Annotated in this window: 17 protein-coding genes and 2 riboswitches; of the genes, 1 reads left to right on the top strand and 16 read right to left on the bottom strand. The window is 48.1% G+C overall.

The window, feature by feature from the left end:
• Nucleotide 1: 1 nt before the first annotated feature.
• Nucleotides 2-1534 carry an aldehyde dehydrogenase family protein gene (locus HP398_RS14565; RefSeq protein ID WP_173622938.1) on the top strand — a complete coding sequence of 511 codons (1533 nt, stop codon included), beginning with the start codon at nucleotides 2-4 and terminating at the stop codon, nucleotides 1532-1534.
• Nucleotides 1535-1557: 23 nt separating this feature from the next.
• Here the strand turns inward: HP398_RS14565 and HP398_RS14560 are convergent, their stop codons facing one another.
• The 16 genes from HP398_RS14560 to yunB all read right to left on the bottom strand — a co-directional run bounded on the left by HP398_RS14560 (nucleotide 1558) and on the right by yunB (nucleotide 19034).
• Nucleotides 1558-2676: a Ger(x)C family spore germination protein gene (locus HP398_RS14560; RefSeq protein ID WP_173622937.1), complete on the bottom strand. Its 1119-nt coding sequence runs from the start codon at nucleotides 2674-2676 to the stop codon at nucleotides 1558-1560.
• Nucleotides 2673-3761 carry a GerAB/ArcD/ProY family transporter gene (locus HP398_RS14555; RefSeq protein ID WP_173622936.1) on the bottom strand — a complete coding sequence of 363 codons (1089 nt, stop codon included), beginning with the start codon at nucleotides 3759-3761 and terminating at the stop codon, nucleotides 2673-2675. The genes HP398_RS14560 and HP398_RS14555 overlap by 4 nt, the downstream gene beginning before the upstream one ends.
• A gap of 5 nt (nucleotides 3762-3766) precedes the next feature.
• Nucleotides 3767-5269 carry a spore germination protein gene (locus HP398_RS14550; RefSeq protein ID WP_173622935.1) on the bottom strand — a complete coding sequence of 501 codons (1503 nt, stop codon included), beginning with the start codon at nucleotides 5267-5269 and terminating at the stop codon, nucleotides 3767-3769.
• A 124-nt stretch (nucleotides 5270-5393) separates the two neighbouring features.
• Nucleotides 5394-5858: a 6,7-dimethyl-8-ribityllumazine synthase gene (gene ribH / locus HP398_RS14545; RefSeq protein WP_017251385.1), complete on the bottom strand. Its 465-nt coding sequence runs from the start codon at nucleotides 5856-5858 to the stop codon at nucleotides 5394-5396.
• 15 nt (nucleotides 5859-5873) lie between these two features.
• A complete protein-coding gene (locus HP398_RS14540) occupies nucleotides 5874-7073 on the bottom strand; it encodes a bifunctional 3,4-dihydroxy-2-butanone-4-phosphate synthase/GTP cyclohydrolase II (RefSeq protein WP_173622934.1) in 1200 nt (399 codons plus the stop codon).
• Between the two features lie 16 nt (nucleotides 7074-7089).
• On the bottom strand, nucleotides 7090-7746 hold the full coding sequence (locus HP398_RS14535; RefSeq protein WP_173622933.1) for a riboflavin synthase: 657 nt from the start codon (nucleotides 7744-7746) through the stop codon (nucleotides 7090-7092).
• Between the two features lie 19 nt (nucleotides 7747-7765).
• A complete protein-coding gene (gene ribD, locus HP398_RS14530; protein ID WP_173622932.1) occupies nucleotides 7766-8872 on the bottom strand; it encodes a bifunctional diaminohydroxyphosphoribosylaminopyrimidine deaminase/5-amino-6-(5-phosphoribosylamino)uracil reductase RibD in 1107 nt (368 codons plus the stop codon).
• A 133-nt stretch (nucleotides 8873-9005) separates the two neighbouring features.
• Nucleotides 9006-9150: riboswitch (FMN riboswitch) on the bottom strand.
• A 111-nt stretch (nucleotides 9151-9261) separates the two neighbouring features.
• Nucleotides 9262-9410: riboswitch (FMN riboswitch) on the bottom strand.
• Between the two features lie 73 nt (nucleotides 9411-9483).
• Nucleotides 9484-10146: an HAD family hydrolase gene (locus HP398_RS14525; RefSeq protein WP_017251389.1), complete on the bottom strand. Its 663-nt coding sequence runs from the start codon at nucleotides 10144-10146 to the stop codon at nucleotides 9484-9486.
• Nucleotides 10143-10685, bottom strand: coding sequence for a YdbC family protein (locus HP398_RS14520; RefSeq protein ID WP_173622931.1), 543 nt, complete (start codon nucleotides 10683-10685; stop codon nucleotides 10143-10145). The genes HP398_RS14525 and HP398_RS14520 overlap by 4 nt, the downstream gene beginning before the upstream one ends.
• An 85-nt stretch (nucleotides 10686-10770) precedes the next feature.
• Nucleotides 10771-11553 carry a hypothetical protein gene (locus HP398_RS14515; RefSeq protein WP_017251391.1) on the bottom strand — a complete coding sequence of 261 codons (783 nt, stop codon included), beginning with the start codon at nucleotides 11551-11553 and terminating at the stop codon, nucleotides 10771-10773.
• A 28-nt stretch (nucleotides 11554-11581) separates the two neighbouring features.
• Complete coding sequence (locus HP398_RS14510; RefSeq protein ID WP_173622930.1) at nucleotides 11582-12280, bottom strand: hypothetical protein; 699 nt, start codon at nucleotides 12278-12280, stop codon at nucleotides 11582-11584.
• A gap of 240 nt (nucleotides 12281-12520) precedes the next feature.
• Nucleotides 12521-13453 carry a c-type cytochrome gene (locus HP398_RS14505; RefSeq protein ID WP_173622929.1) on the bottom strand — a complete coding sequence of 311 codons (933 nt, stop codon included), beginning with the start codon at nucleotides 13451-13453 and terminating at the stop codon, nucleotides 12521-12523.
• A gap of 158 nt (nucleotides 13454-13611) precedes the next feature.
• Nucleotides 13612-14991, bottom strand: a complete 1380-nt coding sequence (locus HP398_RS14500) for a sigma-54-dependent transcriptional regulator (RefSeq protein WP_173622928.1) — start codon at nucleotides 14989-14991, stop codon at nucleotides 13612-13614.
• Between the two features lie 7 nt (nucleotides 14992-14998).
• Nucleotides 14999-17185 carry a sensor histidine kinase gene (locus HP398_RS14495; RefSeq protein ID WP_173622927.1) on the bottom strand — a complete coding sequence of 729 codons (2187 nt, stop codon included), beginning with the start codon at nucleotides 17183-17185 and terminating at the stop codon, nucleotides 14999-15001.
• Nucleotides 17182-18177: an ABC transporter substrate-binding protein gene (locus HP398_RS14490; protein ID WP_173622926.1), complete on the bottom strand. Its 996-nt coding sequence runs from the start codon at nucleotides 18175-18177 to the stop codon at nucleotides 17182-17184. The genes HP398_RS14495 and HP398_RS14490 overlap by 4 nt, the downstream gene beginning before the upstream one ends.
• Before the next feature lie 131 nt (nucleotides 18178-18308).
• A complete protein-coding gene (gene yunB / locus HP398_RS14485; protein WP_017251397.1) occupies nucleotides 18309-19034 on the bottom strand; it encodes a sporulation protein YunB in 726 nt (241 codons plus the stop codon).
• Nucleotides 19035-19075 lie beyond the last annotated feature (41 nt).

Raw genomic sequence — 19075 nt, 5'->3', positions numbered from 1 at the left:
CATGATGGCAATCATGTCCATGCAAAATCCCGCCACTGGTGAGCTGCTTGGTTCTTTACAGGAAGCGACTCCAGAACAAGTAGAAGACGCGATGGCACGTGCGCGTCTCGCCTTTCCAGCTTGGTCCACTACATCGTTGGCTGAGCGTCTGGACTATTTGACACGGCTGCGGCACTATTTAGTCGATCACGGCGAAGAAATCGCCCGAAAAATTAGTGAGGCTACCGGAAAAGTTACATTGGAAGCGTACATGACCGAAATTTTCGTCACTGTCGACACGATTCGGTTTTATGAAAAACATGCTTATCAGATGCTTGCCGATCAGCCGGTACCAACCTCCCTCGTGCTGTGGCCGAAGAAATCGTATATCCACTACAAGCCGATGGGTGTCGTCGCGGTTATCTCTCCGTGGAATTATCCTTTTCAGCTTGCCGTTATTCCCGTATTATCTGCCCTCGTAGCAGGCAATACCGTTATTTTAAAACCTTCCGAGGTGACTGCTACTACCGGACTGCTCATGGAAGAGGTGTTTTCCGCTGTTTCTATGCCGGATGGAGTCGTTACCGTTCTGCATGGAGGACGCGAAGCTGGACAGGCGCTGGTAGCTGCTCGCCCAGATAAAATCTTTTTCACAGGCTCTGTCGCGACAGGCAAAAAAATTATGGCGGCATCATCGGAGCATTTGATCCCGGTAGAACTGGAGCTTGGCGGAAAAGACCCGATGATCGTGTTTGAAGACGCTCATCTGGAACGGGCAGCAAATGGTGCGGTATGGGGGGCTTTTACGAACTCCGGACAGGTATGTATGTCTGTTGAACGGCTTTTTGTCCATGAAAGGGTCTATCCTGAATTTCTCAAGCTGGTCACCGAAAAGACAAAAGCATTGCGCCAAAGTTATCCGAATCAGGCCGAGGTCGGTTCGATGACGTCTTCCCAACAAATCGGAATTGTCCGTGAGCATGTGAACGAAGCACTGGCTGCGGGCGCGACAGCAGTCACCGGAGGACTCCCTTCCTCTGACAGCATGTATATCGCGCCGACCATTCTCACAAACGTGACATCTGACATGAAAATCATGCGGGAAGAGACCTTTGGTCCGGTATTGCCGATCATGACTTTTGCCACCGAAGAGGAGGCTGTCCGCCTGGCTAACAGCTCACCGTACGGGCTGAATGCCTCGGTATGGTCAGCCGATAAAACAAAAGCGGATCGCGTAGCTCGTCAGCTCGAAAGCGGCAATGTGTGTATCAATGACGTCATTATCAGCTACGCCAATCCCCATCTTCCTTTTGGCGGGGTCAAACAGAGTGGCATCGGCCGTTATCGCGGACCTTCCGGATTGCAAGCCTTTACGCACAGCATCTCTGTCATCCATGATCCGGGCAAACGCAAGCGTGAGTTCAATTGGTATCCGTATACGAAAGATCAGGAGCTCACCTTTGTTGGATTGACGAACCTCTTGTACGGCAAGCTCCAAAATGTAAATCGTCGGACTTTGGGTGCGATCTGGCGCGAATTCAAGCGTCTGTTCTAACCACGCCGGAATGCTATCGCTCCTTATTTCAGTGTGCCAAAACCGACGATATCCACATGAACCTTAACGTTGATTTTCGCTTTTCTATAAAGGGCGAGACCCGTTTGCCGTGTCCATTTGCCATCATATTTTTGGCGAATGCTCTCTTCTAGCTGCGCCGGGTCAACCCCTTGCTTTTGAAAACGTACCAGCATCTCCATGCTTTCCTTTTTGATTCTTTTCTCAAGTTCTTGAACCATGGTCCGAAATTGAGCCCGCTTCTCCAAATCCTTGCTGCCTGAATAGCCTACCAGCATCCCTCTTATCCGAAGCTCGATATTGATGACAGGCTTTTTCAGGCTGCCTTTGCTTCTTACCTTCGTTTTTGCTCGCACAAAATCGAAGACGACCTTTTCCGTTTGTTTTTTACCTGTCTTCGTCTCGTGCTGGAACTCGAAGCTCATACGGGGCAAGCGTTCTCTTCCCAAAAACCCCTGAACCAGCTTCCCCTCTCGCTGCGTGTACATTCCGATCATCCTGTCTACTCGAAAAAGAGCCGCCTTGATGATCTGAATCTCTCCGTTGCTGTGAATGAGATAAGGAAGATTGGGGTCCATCGTGTTACTGGTCATCATAAAAACAAAATCGTGAATGGTCGAAAAAGACGAAAAGGCCGTTTCCACTCGCGGACGAAGCAAGTTGTTCAAATACGTGTTGATTTCCGGCCTGTGGTTATAGGTTCCTTTGATGACATCTTTCGCTTTTCCTTTTACGACGGCAATGTATACATTTTCTCCTACAATCGGATTGCGATAGAGATCAAGGATGACTTTTCCAATCCCGACTTTGCGGGCGTATTCTTCACTGAACAAAATCACACGCAATTGCGAGAGGGACATGGTCCTCTCTGCTTTTGTTGCGAGATTCAGCATTGCCTCGCTCGTCATCGAGGCATGAGTCGAGTACACCTGTGTCGATTCCTTATTTTTGGAGGGAACCGGTACCGCTACGGTGATATCTATCTTTTCACGATCCACATAATCGAAGCCCATAACCCCAATCATGGCCATGTCTTCCAGTGCCGGCCGTTCGAGTTCGCGCCCACAACCGCAAAGGCTGAGCAAGAGGATAACCGAAACAATGAGCCAGCTCGCCCTCTTCATGATACTCGCTCTCCTCTACCAAACCTAAAGGAATGCAGCAATAACAAAAAAATCGGCCACAAGATCAATCCATAGGCCATATAAACAGTCACCTTGTCATAAATGTAGCGTTGTTTTTCTACAGATAATGGCCCCACAATGAATAGAAACGAAATGATTGTCGGTACAAGTAGATGCCACAGCCTCGTCTTGTCTGCCATTTCTTCAAGGCCGGTACGCGCAACCCACAAGTATCCCGTACTCGTACTGAGAATGAGGAAGACCCAGAGACCAATCCCGAGATTTTCGATCCGCTCCAAAAAAGACAGCTCTACAGCCTTAAACAAATTCAAAATGGGATAAATGAGATTGTCCATTTGCCATTCGGAAAAATAAGACACACTCGTGAGCAGAATCATGACGTACAACAAAACAACGATCCATACCCCAATTAGCACATGCTTGTGTGCCTTGTTCTTCTCTTGGATATAGGGGTAAAAAAACAAGACCAATTCATACCCAAGCATGCTCGCGTAAGAATTGTGCACCGTTTCGGCTATACTGCGCCAATCTGTATGAAAAAGAGGAAAAATATGCATCATTCCTCCCTTTTGAAATCCGTACGGCAAAAGAAAAATCATCCAGCCCGTAAAAAAGAACGTTAGCAGGCAAAAGCGCGCGATCAATTTGATGCCGCCGTTTGTAATGTAGACCATGACTAATGTCAATCCTAGCAAGGGCAATGTGACAGTCTGATTGTTCAGCATGGAGGTTTGCACCAACCTGATATATCCTTCATTCGCAGTAGATACATTCAGAATGGCGTAGACGATAATCAGGATATTGAAACAGCCTCCCAGCCATTTTCCCAACAGCTTTTCGTGAATCCGAAAAAGATTATCCTCTGGATAACGACGGCACAAGGCCATCATCGGGATTAGCGTTAAGCTGACGATACATCCCAGCAAAATCGGAGACCACCACAGATTGTAGCCCATTTTGCTCGCATGATGAGCCAGTCCAAGTAAATTAACCCCTACCATCGTATTCATAATCAATCCGATTACCAGGATCGGATTCAGGCTGTGAATTCTCCCTCTATCCATCTACCCTAGTCCTCCCCAACTGGCCGGACATGCTTTTGCTTTGCCCGGGACATGCGGTTGCGATTGACGATAAATCTTAATGGTGCACGTACCAGACTATTCATCAAATCAGTCCATTGACGCGGAACCCCCGGAGCCATGTACGGCGTCCCGAGTGAAGTCAGATTGAGCAAGTGCGCGAATAAAAACGCCAGTGCCAGTATCTGGCCGTACATGCCCAATGCACCTGCCATCAAGATGAAACCATAACGAACGAGCCGAATCGCATTACTCATCAAAAAATTGGGTGGCACAAAAGAAAGCAGTGCCGATACAGAAACAAGGACGATCAAGATATTACTGGCTAACCCCGCTTGTACAGACGCTGTCCCGATCACGATACCACCAACGATACCGATGGTCTGGCCGATTTTAGTCGGCATGCGTATCCCCGCTTCCCGCAGGATCTCGATGACAAGCTCAATAATGAGCACCTCAATCACAGGCGGAAATGGCACCCGGCTGCGCGATTCAGACAAAATCGTCAGTAAAGCGGGGGGAAGCATTTCCGGATGATACGTCAAGACAGAGACGTAACTGGATGTGAGCATAATGGTGATAAATAAACCGAAAAAGCGAATCATCCGCAGCAGGCTCGCCGTTGACCAGCGATTGTAAAAGTCTTCAGGACTGCTAAACATCTCCAGAAAGGAAGTCGGACAGATCGCGGCATCCGGACTGCCATTCAGCATGATCACGATTCTACCGTCCAACAAAGCTGCTGTTGCATTGTCCGGCCGACCCGTCAAGCCAAACTGCGGGAACGGAGAGTATGGCTTGTCCTCCAGCATTTGCTTCAATATAGGCATCCCGACAAATCCGTGGTAAATGACATTGTCGATCCTTTTTTTCACGCGCTCCACATTTTCCGCGTTCGCGATATTGTCCAAATAAATCACAGCTACCTTGTTCTGTGCCTGGGTACCAATCGTGTAGCTCGATACTTTCAGATGAGGCGTAGCCAGTCTTCTCCGAAGCAAAGACAAATTGATCTCCAGCATTTCAACAAAGGAGTCTTGCGGTCCAAGGACGGTCGCCTCTGTCTCGGATTTCGTAATGGAACGGTGCGCCACCTGAAATGTATTCACATGCAGAATGAGGTCTCTTTCCAGGAAAAACAAGATGGTATGACCGCGTAGCAAGTTACTCATCAACGTCTCCATATCGTCAAGAAGACATTCCTGTGAGAAAGGAAGCGCCTGCATCGGATCTCTACCATCGGAACGCTGCAACGGAAGAAAGACATTCTCATAAATCTGGGACACATCCACCAGCGTATCGAGAAAAAAAACGTGTACCTCTTCGTCATTCATCTTCAATGACAAGCTACTGAGGTCATCCACGTTTTGCATGCATTGTTTTACCATATCGGGTGTAATTTGTTCGCTTCGCCGCGCATGAACCGAACCGATGCGCCGCTTTGCTTGTATGGCCTGTACTTGCGCTCTCCACCAATCAGTCGGCTTCACGCTAGATCCCCCCTTTTTTCAGGAAAATCTTTCTTACTTTGACCTGTCCGTGGTGATTTTATCCAAAAAAATAGAAAACGGGAGCCGAAGCCCCCGTCGAAACATCTCGTTCCCTATGAAATGATTAAGCGAACTGCTTAGATAAATTAGCCATTTCGATCGCTGCCGTTGCTGCTTCCCAGCCTTTGTTGCCTGCTTTTGTTCCCGCTCGCTCGATGGCTTGCTCGATATTATCTGTCGTCAAAACACCAAAAATAACGGGTATCCCAGTCGATAGAGATAAGGACGCAACTCCTTTTGCGGTCTCATTGCAGACGTAATCGAAGTGCGGAGTGGAGCCACGAATGACAGCTCCTAATGTAACAACCGCATCATAGCGACCGGATTCCGCCATTTTCTTAGCGATCAACGGAATTTCAAATGCCCCCGGTACCCATGCCACGTCTACCTGCTCATCTTCTACGCCATGACGCTTCAGGGCATCGAGAGCCCCTCCGACCAGCTTGCTCACGATCAATTCGTTAAAGCGTCCTGCCACAATCCCTACACGCAAACCTGTTCCAATCAAATGTCCTTCGAATGTTTTCATGCTTATTCCCTCTCCTTATCCGTGCAGATGAAGCAGGTGACCCAGCTTCTCTTGTTTTGTTGATAGGTACTTTTTGTTGTGCAGATGCTCCGGCATTTGAAGCGGCACCCGTTCTTCCACTGATAATCCGTAACCGATAAGCCCGCGGATTTTTCGTGGGTTGTTGGTCAAAAGCCGCATGCGTTGCACTCCTAGATCACGTAAAATTTGCGCACCGATACCGTAATCGCGCAGATCAGCGGCGAACCCTAGCTTTTCATTGGCCTCTACGGTATCCAAGCCTTCCTCTTGCAGCTTGTAGGCACGCAGCTTATTCAGCAAGCCAATACCTCTGCCCTCTTGGCGCATGTACAATAAAATGCCGCGTCCGCTCGCTTCGATCTGTTCCAAAGCAGCGTGTAGCTGTGGACCGCAATCGCAGCGATGAGAGCCGAAAATATCTCCTGTCAAGCACTCCGAGTGAACGCGGACGAGAATAGGCTCATCCGGTCCAATCTCTCCCTTGATGAGAGCCACATGCTCTTTTCCATCCAGCTCGTTCGTATAGGCCGCCATCCGAAAATCACCGTAGGCAGTCGGAAGCTGCACTTCGATTTCCCTTTTCACCATGGATTCCGTCCTCATCCGATACGCGATCAAGTCTGCAATCGTAATTAGCTTGAGATCAAAGCGGCGCGCGATCTCTACCAATTGCGGCAGACGTGCCATAGAGCCATCCTCGTTCATAATTTCGCAAATGACTCCCGCTGGAATGCTCCCCGCCAAGCGAGCTAAATCAACTGCCGCCTCCGTATGTCCCGCTCTGCGCAATACACCGCCAGACTTCGCGATCAACGGAAAAATATGTCCCGGTCTGCGGAAATCTTCTGCCGTCTTCTGATCGTCCAGCATCGCCAAGACCGTCAAAGAGCGCTCATGAGCGGATATCCCTGTGTGTGTACTCCCTTCATCGATGGACACGGTAAAAGCCGTTCCTTGCTTGTCTGTATTGGACTTCACCATCGGATGGAGCTGCAAGCGAGTTGCGTGCTCTTCTGTCACCGGTACGCAAACGAGTCCTCTCCCATGTGTAACCATGAAGTTGATCATTTCAGGCGTAGCCGCTTCGGCCATGCAGACAAAATCCCCTTCGTTTTCCCGATCCTCATCATCTACCACGATGACCGCCTTACCCTGACGCAAATCTTCCAATGCTTCTTCTATGCGATGAAACATGCTTTCTCCCTCCTCCTCACGCGAAGCCGTTTTCCTGCAAAAAGGCTAGACTGAGCCCGCCAGATTTTTCTGTACCGCCATGATTTTGATAGCCTAACAAACGCTCCACATATTTGCCGATAACATCTGTTTCGAGATTTACCAAGTCCCCAGGTCGTCTGTCTGCAAGACTCGTATTCGCCAGCGTATGCGGAATGATCGAAACGGTAAAACCGTTATCGTTTACGTCCACCACGGTGAGACTGATGCCGTCTATGCAAATCGATCCACGGGCAATAACATACTTCAACAGCTGCGGTTGGGCCTCCATCCGAAACACAACAGCATTCGCATTCACCTCTCGTGAAGCAACCATTCCGGTCCCATCTACATGTCCGGAGACGATATGCCCGCCAAAACGGTCACCCAGTCGCATCGCTCTCTCCAAATTCACTCGCTGCCCGCTGCGTAATTGCCGTAAGCTCGTCTTGTTCATCGTCTCTGGCATCACATCGACGCTAAACTGACGATTCGTATAAGAAGTAACCGTAAGGCAAATGCCATTGACCGAGATACTGTCCCCGAGCTTCACCCCTTCGAGTACCTGCTGTGCGCGGATGACCAGTCGACTCGCCTGCTCGTTCCCTTGAATCGATTCCAACACGCCCACTTCTTCGACCAGTCCCGTGAACATGCTCTCTCCTCCTCATTTGCTACGTCTGATCCTCCCATTGTGGGTACCCGATGATCTGTATATCACCTTTCCCGATCGGCGTGATCGAGACATTTGTCAGCGGTACCGCCTCTCCCATCGTCGCAAAGCCTTGACCACCGAATGGCGAAGGCGCGCCACTTCCTCCGATCAGCTTTAGCGCGATATGGCTCACGACCTTTTGAATCGCTCTCGCCTGCAAAAAGGAGCCATTGACTTCCTGCCCGCCTTCCACAAGCAACGAGGTAATCCCCAGCTCACCCAACGTATCCAGCACCTTTTCCACGCGAATTGGCCCTGCCGTTGTGATGACCCTTACTCCTCTTGCCACAAGCAGCTCCTGCTTTTCCCTTGGGGCTGCATCTGTCGTAAAGATCCACGTCTTCGCATCTGCATTCTGGACGACATGGGCATCCAGCGGCGTCCGTAATTGGCTGTCCAAAATCACTCGAACTGGCTGCCTTCCAAAACGCTGCTCTTCCTGGCGCGCCGTCAACAATGGGTCATCCGTGAGAATCGTCCCAACCCCGACCAGGATCGCATCGTGCTGCCGGCGCAGTTCATGCACCTCTGCCCGAGCCTCTGCTCCAGAAATCCACCGGCTGTGTCCCGTGAACGAAGCGATTTTCCCGTCCAATGTACTGGCCGTCTTTACCGTCACAAATGGACGTCTGGTCTGAATGTAATGGAAAAAGACCTCATTGAACACCCTCGCTTCCTCTTCGCTCACGCCCACCGCCACTTCCAGCCCTGCTGCCCGCAGCATCTCCATTCCTCGTCCCGCCACCAGCGGATTCGGGTCGAGTGTCGCTACAACGACACGACGTACATCAGCTGTAATCAACGCCTCTGCACACGGCGGTGTTTTCCCGTAATGACTGCAAGGCTCAAGCGTCACGTACACGGTCGCACCTTGCGCTTTTTCCCCAGCCATCCGCAGTGCGTGCACCTCCGCATGGGGCTCTCCTGCCCGCAGATGTGCTCCCATTCCCACGATGGTTCCATCCTTCACAACCACAGCTCCGACCATGGGATTCGGACTGGTTTGGCCTCGTGCCGATCGTGCCAGTTCCAGCGCCAGTTCCATGTACTTGCTGTCCTGTTCCATACCGCACTCCTTTCTGTCCAGCATTCCAGCCAAGCACAACGCAAAAAGCCCTTGAAACCTCAAAGCGTTTCAGGGCATAGGGAAAGAAGCCTTACCTCATCCGTTTTTCGAAAAAAACAAATGAAGAAAGCACAAAAATCTTCTTCCATCCGGACTGTACCGTCGGCTCTGGGTTTTCACCAGATCAGTCGCTGCAAGCGTGGTCAGCGAGTCGCGGGCTCAGACGTACGTACGCCATTACCGCCGGTCAGGAATTTCACCTTGCCCTGAAGATTGTCGCTATGAGGTTTTATGAAAAATAAAAACGCCCATGAATATTATGCTCAGGGCGTTCAGAAAGAAGCCTTGTTTCTACCGTTTTTTGAAAAAACAGCGAAACAGGCCGTTCCAAATACCTTCTCCCATCCGGACTGTACCGTCGGCCTTGGATTTGCACCAAGTCAGTCGCTATCAACTGCTTACGATAGCGAGTCGCGGGCTCAGACGTGCGTTCGTCATTACCGCCGGTCGGGAATTGCACCCTACCCTGAAGGCTGGTATTCAGTTAGGCAAAGTATAGCACATTTTTCGCTATTGTCTGTAATCATTTATTGGAGAAGTGCACATTCCCCTTACTCGCACTCTTCAAGGACAGTCAGGAGTTGTTTCAAATCATTTATGTACGCCCTTGGCACAACGCCATTTTGCTCCATGTCCTGCTCGTTCCCTTGATAGGCAATAAAAGCGACTTGTCCGTCACAGGCTGCCTTACCATCGATCCACGAATCCCCGATCATCGTCCAAGCTGAAACAGGCCAGCCCGGCTTGCAGCTGCGAATATAGTGAATGCCCGATGGAGATGGCTTCAAGGTCGTCATCTGCTCGCGGGCGACGATTTCGTCAAAGTAGGAGGCGATTCCCGTCTCGTTCAACGCCTCCTCTGCCGCGGCGTAGGCGTTGTTGGTCAGGATATACAAATAGTAGTTCTCTTTCAAGCGATCCAGCACTTCCACCGCATGCTTCTCCAATACAGCTCCATGCATGCCTTCCTTCTCAATCGCGGTTACTGCTTCCCACATAGCTTGTTCCAATTCACTCGTCATCTGCTCCGATTTTCTGCCAATCTCAATGAGCTGTGATGCGGTATACTTCTCCCAATCGAGAGTCGGCTCTACAATTCCATTGTTCGCCCACAGTTGAAAAATGGCCCGTTTCATCGCGGCAAAGTTGATTCGGGATTGCAGCAAGGTATTGTCCATATCGAAAATAATGCCTTTTGGATAGGATTTACTCATTTGTGGTCTCCTTTTTTAACAACTCGCCATGTCTGTTCAAGAGCAACGGTGTAGGCTTGAGCGTCGCCCGTCGGTGCCAGTTGATCATTAATCCACAAAGTCGCCGCTATATATTGCTTGCTGTCCTTCAGGCTTTGTCCAACGATCCCTCCCGGCTCTGCCCCAGCTTTTGCGAGTACGTTGTTTTCGCTTCCACAGACTACGCGAAGAACTTGAGCGCTCTCTAATCCATCCAGCAACTGACGATCATCGCTGTCTGTGAGCTTCGAGAAAAGCTGTACAGAAATGGCTTCATATGTCTGGCTCTGCCCTGTCTGATGAAAAATAGGATCGTGATCCTGCTCCATGAAAGATTGATAGTACTCTCTACTCTCCCAAACAGTAAGAATACAAGCTTCCAACGGCTGATGCTGATTCCACCCTCCGACTTGTCCCAGAAAGCCTTTTATGTCCTCTAATGATCTCCATTTCGCTTGGGCATGGGAAAACGATTGCTTCTGATTTTCCGTTACTTTACATGTAATCCATTTGATCAGCATTTCCAAGCCTCCTACGATCTTTTACAAAAAAGGAAAAGCAACAGTTCTACACTGTCGCTCTTCTCCACACACTACGGATTTTCCTTTATTGTTCCTTTTTCTTCGGGCTAGGAAACAATGCAGAAGTAACAGGGGGTAAAGAATTTGCTGCATCAATAAATTTCTGCTTGGCTACATTACCTGAAACAACAATTATCTTTTCAGTATCAAAGTAATACAAGTAGCTATTATTCAAATGATCCTTACCTATATATGCTTCGTTGCCATTTTTTAGTAAGACTGTTTCTCGATCAGAACTGGGTGTAAACGGAAAGCGTTTATATACGGTAATCGTAACGATCTCTTTTTCGTTTGCAAACACCCAAGCATTCACTTCTTTTTCTGGAATATTCATTTTTGTTGCATTGAACTTTTCGAAAGGTAATTGTAAACCCTCTTTATCTGTAAACTCTGTATTCCCCAACAACCTTACAAGCCCATAAACTCCCCAACTAGATGAGGGATTATGTTCATACAAAAAAACAGCAAAATTGTTTTTCCCCTCTGGAGAACGTATAGCCACTATACTCTTTTCTCCAAGGGTCGTTTCGAAAATGACAGAATCCTTCTTAGGAAATTCTGTGGTTCCATCTCTAAACCCAACCTCGTATTGATGGACGACAGCTTCAGAAGGAGAAGAGACATTTTGAGGTGGATCAACAACCTTTACCCACTCCACTTCTTTTAATGCATGATCCTCCGGTTTTGGAGCTGCAGTATTATTAGGTAGCACTTTATCGTTCGGTTCCTTAAGTTTATCTTCTTGGCACCCTAATAAGAGGCTGCATACAGCTAGGAGTATTATGGGTATTAGGAGTCTATTTCTCATTCTCAACTCTTCTCCTTCTTAGCAGTAATTAGAATTTTTCAGTTCTTGCTAGTTTGGCTTTGTGTTTTGGACCTATTACCTTGATTCTCTTTTTGTCTTGAATTTTGCAAGTGGGGGTTACATAGTAATGGTCTCCTTCCCAAGTCTCCGTATAAGCACCATAATCAATCCATCCCCACTCACCAGGGCCTACTGTAATGGTAGTTGACTCTTCTGTCGTCCATGTTATGCTACCGCCTATTTCGAAGCCTGCTGTCGCTTCGATTACACCCCAATTCCATTTTCCTGATCCAGTAACTTTACCTGAAATCGTAGTGCTGGAACTTAATTTCGACGTTTCAGTCAAATCTCTACTGGTTTTATTGATAACTCTCGTTCCAGAATCCCCTAGTTTGAAGCCGCTTGCTGTTCTTTTCGCTGTAAATACCCATTCACCTTGATCACACCCAGCTGTGGGTCTTACTTTACGCGCATCCCCTCTATATGACGTCGTTGATGTATTTGAGGTAACATGCGGCAAATTCGTGATTCTATTTTCATTTACGAAATTATAAATCTCGCTGTTCGGTACTTTATACTCAATTCCATCGATGTAATAATAGCCACCCTGAATATTACCAATATTATGATCAGTTTTTGCATTTGCTTGTAATCCCCCAGAAGTTACAAGAGAAGCACCAATAATTGTAGCCATTGCTACTGAAAACAGTTTTGATTTTTTGTTCATTCCCGTTTACCTTCCTTATTTTTATATTTTTACTATTCCGGTTTATTATACCAATATTTTACAAATATTCCACAAAAATAGAGATAATTCTCACAATGTATTGTTAAGCACAAAAAACAGAGGCTATCCCAACAGTAGATATTTCTACTTGAGAACTGCCTCTGTTCTTTTCATCTACTGTTGCTCAAATTATGTGCAAACGAAAGGGACAGCCCCTTTTAGGGGTCAGATGCCGAGTTCCTATTGCTTCTTCTTGGCGCTGTCTACTTCATACGGCACATCCTTTGGAACTCCTCCAGCTGGCCAATCCTGTGCCTTTTTGGCAAAGTCTGGACGTGGCTTGGACAAGATATAGGCTGCTAGGTCCGCTGCTTCTTGATCCGTTAACGAGCCTTGCTTGATACCGCCCATTTCACCTAGAGGCATATTGCGCTGAATGTAGCCAGCAGCTTTGGAAATTCGGGCCATACCTGCACCAATATTGAAGGAGTTATCTCCCCATAGCGCTGGTCCAGAGTTTGGTCCTGTTCCTGAACCATCAGCTGCATGGCATTGCAAACACGATTTTTGAAAGAGTGCTTCTCCATTTGCCACATTCGGTTGAGGTACGCTCTTCATATCATTTTTCTCTATCCACGGACGCTCTTTAATTCCTACTGGTACATCTGTTGAGATATACGTCAGATAGGCAACCATCGCTCTCATTTCATCGCTGTTGTAAGGCAATGGCTTTCCGTTCATACTTCGTTGAAAACAACCATTAATGCGATCCTCAATGGTAACCACTTTGCCAGACCTTGGAATGTACTGGGGATAGACTGCGGTGACACCCGTTAAAGGAGAGGTAGCATCCATTCCGGCATTCCCGTGACAGCTGGAGCAGGAGAGCTTATTCCCTGTGTATTCAGGGATCGCTGTACTCGTTTCATTCATTAACTTATGTCCATACTTAATCGATTCTCCCAATGGCCCCTCTGGTACCTTGTCCATACTAGGCGGGGTGTAGGTATCTAGATTGCTCGCTCCAGTTGCCCCACTCGCTGTTTTATCTTTGGCCTCACTCGCTGTTGGGGTGGGTTGAGCAGTCGGCTGTGTAGCGCAGCCTGCAAAGACCAGCATCGCCACTACTACCATAGACAGCTTCTTCCAGCCTGTCTTCTCTTTTTTAATCATAGGTCTCACTCCTCCATGTTGATCGTGCATTCACTACAGGAGAGTAGCAAGAGGCGTGCCATACGATAGATGCAGGAAAACGAACGGCCTAACGCTTCCAAACAGCAAGAAAAAGAAAAGACCATGCCAAAATGTCATGGTCAGTACGCGACAAAATGTCACGGTCGCAGCTCATACTCTTCGATTTTTCGGTACAGATTGCGTACGCTAATCCCCAGCTTCTCCGCTGTCTTGGTTTTGTTCCATTGCAGAACGTCCAGCACATGCTTGATATGTTCTCGCTCTACATTTTTCAGTAAAAACGCCTCTTCCTCCCCAGATTCTGCTGATGAAATAAGCTTCCTATCTGACGGGTTGTGAGGTACTGGCTGTTCGTGAGGAAAGAGATCCTTGTCGTCAATTTCCTCCCCTTTTGCCAAAACGACAGCCCGTTCGATCATATGAGCCAACTCCCGAACATTCCCAGGAAATGAGTAGGCCAAAAGAGCTGCCTGCGCTTTCACAGAAAGCGGTTTGACTGGATACTTACGCTTGAGTCGATTCAAAAAGAAAGCCGACAGTGGCAAAATGTCCTCTCTTCTCTCTATGAGAGGTGGAATCGTTATATCCATGACATGCAGCCGGAAATAAAGATCGGATCGAAACGTTCCTTCTTCCACTTTCTTCTCCAGATCAGCATTGGTAGCAGCAATGATACGAACATCCACCTTGTGCAGAATCGGGCTCCCTATTCGGCGAAATTCACCGGTTTCCAGAAAACGGAGCAGCTTGACCTGCAAAGGAAAAGGCAAATCCCCTACTTCATCCAAAAAGAGCGTCCCCAGATGGGCAATCTCTACCAGTCCCTTTTTCTGCGCCGTTGCGCCTGTAAAAGCTCCCTTTTCGTGCCCGAACAGTTCACTTTCCAGCATCGTTTCAGGTATCGCCCCCAAATTGATCGGTACGAATGCCTCTGCTGCTCGCTCACTACATTCATAAATGAGTCTCGCGATGACATCCTTCCCTGTTCCACTTTCCCCTTTTAAGAGAACGAGAAAATCCGTGCTGGCTACTCGCCTAGCAGTTGCTAGGACCTCTTTTAGCCTCGGGCTTTCCGCAACGATTTGAAACGTCGTTTTCCCGTTTGTCGATAGCACTTCTTTCAACTGTTGGTTTTCCTCGGTCAACTGCTGTTTTTCGACGGCCTTGGAAATCAAAACCTCCAATTCATTGAGGTTGTAAGGCTTTGTCAAATAATCATAAGCGCCGCGTTTCATCGCTTCGATAGCTGTTTCGATTGTTCCGTGTCCGGTCACAACAATGATTTGAATGGCAGGAGAGGTTTCCTTGCACCATTGCAAAAAGGAGAGGCCGTCCATCCCGGGCATTTTCAAATCAAGCAGAATGACATGAATCGTTTCGCTGGTTACTAGCTTCTGTGCGCTGATTCCGTCAGATGCTTCCAGCGTGGTATATCCCTTTCTCTTTAATCGACTGGTTAATAGATGGCGGAAATCTGCTTCGTCATCAACGATGAGTATACGTGTGTCTGCGTGCATCTTTTGTTCATTCCCCCTTTGCTGACGGCAGGATGACCGTAACAGTCGTGCCTTTGTTTGGTGTACTTTCGATCTCGATTTCTCCGCCTAAATTCGTCACAATCCCGTAGCAGACCGATAACCCGAGACCAGTCCCTTTTCCAGGAGGCTTGGTTGTATAAAACGGCTCCAAAACATGGGGCAAATCTGCTGCGAGTATACCGCATCCATCATCTCTGATCCACAGACGGAGTCGATCATTCGATGGAGAATCAGTTGCTATCTCAATATTTCCTCGCTCCGTGGTCGCGTACAGCGCATTGGTTAACAGATTGAGCACGATCTGCTGAAGTTGTCCAGGCGTAGCGAGAAGATACGGAGCAGAGGCCAACAAAGACTGGTTCACCGTTACCTGTTTGACACGTATTTCATGGGACAGAAGAATGAGAATGTCTGATAGGACTTGATGAATATCTACTTTTTCTACGGTAACGGGTGATTTCCCCGAAAAGTGCAGCAATCGGGTCGTGATTTCCTTGCAACGGTTAATTTGTTTATCCATCGTGTCCAAGTATTGGGTAAGCTCTCCTGTATCCTGCAAATCTCGAATATCCTCGTCCACGAGACGGTCTCGCAAGTCTTGTCCATACACCGACAGAATACCTAATGGATTATTGATTTCATGAGCGATGCCCGATGCCAAGAGTCCAATAGCAGCGAGCTTGTCTGCTTGTGCAATAGCGGCTTCTAGCTCTCGTTTCTCCGTGATGTCCTCGATGACCTCTAGAAAAGCAGACGACTCTTTCTCCGGATGCAGAGGGAAAACCTGATGTCGATAAGAACGGACACGTCCATCCTGATCGACTCTGGAGGAAATAAGGTCAGTCTGTTTTTCGTTTACCATTTGTCGCGTTCGGAGCATGCAACCACTGCATGAGCTGAATTGCTGACCAATCGTCTGATGGCAGTCTTTTCCCAGGAGATTAGACGCATCCTGGAACCACGCCGACGCTGTTTGGTTAATCCAGCGAATGCGAAACGACTCATCTACGAGAATCAGCCCCATCCCCATACCACTGACGACGAGATCAAGCCGTTTCTTTTCTTCGAGAAGCTGATTGGTCTTCATCTCCAGACTTTGTGCCATTGCATTACAGGACGCTGCTAACCTGCCAATTTCATCTGAGGTCGTCACTGGTATTCGTACGGATAAGTCGCCACCTGCGATTTTTTGCACAGCCGATTCGATCTTTTCCATTAATCGACTAAACGAGACAGAGAACACAATGCTAATCCCTAGAACGATAAGTGCGATAAATAAGGTCGTAAAGAGCAGAGATTGTTCCAATTTTGAAAAGGCAGCAAACGCCGTTTGGCTCGACTGCTCCAGCATAATGACCCAATGTGTGACCGAAGAGCGCATGGCATAGTTGACCATGACATCTCCATTGGAAGCTTGATACGTACGGATAACAGGCTTTTCCATTCGATCTGGTAGTGTCCAGGAGGGAGGAACCGCTTGTTCATAATAGGTCAAAGAGCCATCAGAAGGCTTGCCCAGCATAAATGGATCGGCAAACCTATCGCTTTTCCCATCTGTGACGAACAAATAGGCCTCGTTTTCATAGCGAGCTCGCAGTGTGACTTGTTCGAGTAACTGTTTTACATTGAGCTTTGCGTACATGCCGCCTTTTACACCGTTGGCAGATACATGAGGGATCGCGACAGTTACCAGTAGCTTCCCTTCTGCTGATCGGACAATGCTTCCGATGTATGGTTTTCCCGACTGGATCGTGGAAAGAAGTTGGGTGTCTCTCTCCTTGGGTGTGTCCTTCCTATGGTGTTTCCAGCGATTCAGCAAATACTGCGGCTCTCCATCCTGATGAAAAAGCGCGACTTCCTCCATGTAAGCTGACGTTTTCAATAACGTATTCAGCAAGAAATAAGCATCGTCATCGCTAGGGCGCTCATTGAGAAAACGCTGCTGAACCACCTGCATGGATTGGGACGTATGTAAAAAAAGCATATCTAACTGCGCCAACGTATTTTCCACGTAGATCTGATTGGCTCTGTCTACCTCTTCTCGAACCTTTTCTTTACTGGTATGCAAATTGATATAACCAAGAATCAGAAAAGGGATGATGGACATGAATAGCCCAAACAGGAGCATTTTTGTCTTCAGTCGATTGATGCGCGGTAGTCTGCTCCTCCTCATTTGTTCCTCACTCCATACCATTCTTGTGCCAGTGACCACTGTTGGTCGGTTACGGTAATAGGAAGCTTAGACAGAGAAGTGGCATTGACAGCTAACCGCACGTCATTCGGCCATTCGATTGACAGAGCTGTTGGAGGCACTCCATCCAACACCCGAGCCACCATATGAGCAGCCTGCATGCCTTGTGCATGAAAAGAAACGCCGTAAGCGGCATACAAACCAGCCTTCACCTGCTCGGGGTATGCGCCCATGACAAACAATTGCTTCTCGATCAAAAGAGGTAAACAATCGATAATCGCATCTTCCAGAACGTAGCTAGGTAAAGGAAGCATGGCATCGTATTCTCCTGGAGAGAGCCCACTGAGCAACTGCTCTAAGTCTTTTGGGGAGGCAACCTGCTTCACTTGTAAGCGAATGCCAAGCGAGGCAGCAGCTGATTGTGCTTCTACGATGGCTTGCTCTGTCGTAGGAGCATGAGAATCGGCAATGACCAGAAAGCGCTTGGCGTCAGGCAACAAACGAGTTGTCAGCTCCAATCTTTTCCCAATGACATTCATTTGGCCATTACTGATGCCACACGTAACCGTTCCCTCAGTCTCAACAAGGGGTAGCTCTGCCATTGAGGCGACACCAATAAAAACAATCGGAACCGTCGTTGTCTCCTGTTGAATCAAAAAGGTCTCATGCGCTCCTGTCGTTACGATTACATCAGGCTTTTTTGATATCAAGTCCTGGACAAGGGAGCGCTCCTCTTCTAGCGTCTGAACCGCATTCAAATAAACGGGCACATACTGAACACGTGCGCCTTCACTGAGACCTAACGATTGCAATCCCGCCTTTAATCCCGCTACTTTATCTTTTCTATCCTCATTGGCAATCACAATTCCTATCGTGTAAAGATCGACGTCCTGTTTTTGCTGACTACTGGACCAATCGAGCAGAGTTCCTGCCACTAACAAGATGAGAAAGAGGATTTTCCTTTGTTTCTTCATAGGTATCACATCCATCTCTCATCATAGCGGCAAATGATTGCAGAAAATGTGAATAATTAACAAACCTTGGTCTCTAACGAAAAAACAAAAAAAGCGACAGCCAAGAGCTGCCGCTTTTTCCTATTCCGCGATTACGGAGTGCTATTCGGTACATCCCCAGGAATCCGCGGCACATCCGGCTTGCCTTCCGGGTTGTTGTACAAATACGTCGGTACATCGCCAATGATCAAGGAGTGGGTGATCGGGATTTTCGTCGTGACCGTCTGCTCCTCAGTCGCAAAAGGGATAACGATGCGCAGATCGACCTCCACAAAAATATATACCGTCGCCAGCACCATGTTGATGCCTGCTTCTTTCAGCTCTGTCTCCAGCTTGGTCTTGACCGAGCCGATGGGCACGAAAGTCACTGGCAAATTCGGTCCCATCGATGCCAAAAAGGAGTTTCCGGTAGCCAAACCAAGCGGGATCGTGCGGTCTACTTTATCTTGTTCGAACTCTTGGAGCTTGTTCTGGACTCTCGCTGTTGTTTCGCCCACGATTCTCGCATATTCCTTGAAGTTGAACTGATACGCCTGAATCTGCCCCTCGTTGTTCTTCTCGATTTTGACAATCTGATTGAAGTCGACGCCTTGCTGTGAAATCCGCTTGGTTACGGCATCTGTTATCGCTTCTTTCGCCAATTGTTCAGCTTTTTGCGTAGCCAGGATCAAGAGAGTAGGCTCCAATCGATTTTGCAAAAACACAAGTGTCTGTATCGTCAAAACAAAAAAGATAACCAACGCGATCAAAAACGCTTTCGTACGTGAAAGCGGGTTTCTCCAACGCCGCCGGGGTCGAAATACGGCCAATCCCGACACCTCCCAACTGGTACATCCTATGGCTAGAAGGTGAAAAAAAG

It is taken from the genome of Brevibacillus sp. HB1.4B, assembly GCF_013284285.1.
Classification (GTDB): domain Bacteria; phylum Bacillota; class Bacilli; order Brevibacillales; family Brevibacillaceae; genus Brevibacillus; species Brevibacillus porteri.
Note: the sequence above shows the minus strand (reverse complement) of the source record. Positions and strands in the feature narration are given on the sequence as shown.

What these genes read in the sequence shown, in the direction of transcription:
- HP398_RS14565 (WP_173622938.1), top strand. Translation starts at nt 2, where the DNA reads ATGATGGCAATCATGTCCATGCAAAATCCCGCCACTGGTGAGCTGCTT.
- HP398_RS14560 (WP_173622937.1), bottom strand. Translation starts at nt 2,676, where the DNA reads ATGAAGAGGGCGAGCTGGCTCATTGTTTCGGTTATCCTCTTGCTCAGC.
- HP398_RS14555 (WP_173622936.1), bottom strand. Translation starts at nt 3,761, where the DNA reads ATGGATAGAGGGAGAATTCACAGCCTGAATCCGATCCTGGTAATCGGA.
- ribH (WP_017251385.1), bottom strand. Translation starts at nt 5,858, where the DNA reads ATGAAAACATTCGAAGGACATTTGATTGGAACAGGTTTGCGTGTAGGG.
- HP398_RS14540 (WP_173622934.1), bottom strand. Translation starts at nt 7,073, where the DNA reads ATGTTTCATCGCATAGAAGAAGCATTGGAAGATTTGCGTCAGGGTAAG.
- HP398_RS14535 (WP_173622933.1), bottom strand. Translation starts at nt 7,746, where the DNA reads ATGTTCACGGGACTGGTCGAAGAAGTGGGCGTGTTGGAATCGATTCAA.
- ribD (WP_173622932.1), bottom strand. Translation starts at nt 8,872, where the DNA reads ATGGAACAGGACAGCAAGTACATGGAACTGGCGCTGGAACTGGCACGA.
- HP398_RS14525 (WP_017251389.1), bottom strand. Translation starts at nt 10,146, where the DNA reads ATGAGTAAATCCTATCCAAAAGGCATTATTTTCGATATGGACAATACC.
- HP398_RS14520 (WP_173622931.1), bottom strand. Translation starts at nt 10,685, where the DNA reads ATGCTGATCAAATGGATTACATGTAAAGTAACGGAAAATCAGAAGCAA.
- HP398_RS14515 (WP_017251391.1), bottom strand. Translation starts at nt 11,553, where the DNA reads ATGAGAAATAGACTCCTAATACCCATAATACTCCTAGCTGTATGCAGC.
- HP398_RS14510 (WP_173622930.1), bottom strand. Translation starts at nt 12,280, where the DNA reads ATGAACAAAAAATCAAAACTGTTTTCAGTAGCAATGGCTACAATTATT.
- HP398_RS14505 (WP_173622929.1), bottom strand. Translation starts at nt 13,453, where the DNA reads ATGATTAAAAAAGAGAAGACAGGCTGGAAGAAGCTGTCTATGGTAGTA.
- HP398_RS14500 (WP_173622928.1), bottom strand. Translation starts at nt 14,991, where the DNA reads ATGCACGCAGACACACGTATACTCATCGTTGATGACGAAGCAGATTTC.
- HP398_RS14495 (WP_173622927.1), bottom strand. Translation starts at nt 17,185, where the DNA reads ATGAGGAGGAGCAGACTACCGCGCATCAATCGACTGAAGACAAAAATG.
- HP398_RS14490 (WP_173622926.1), bottom strand. Translation starts at nt 18,177, where the DNA reads ATGAAGAAACAAAGGAAAATCCTCTTTCTCATCTTGTTAGTGGCAGGA.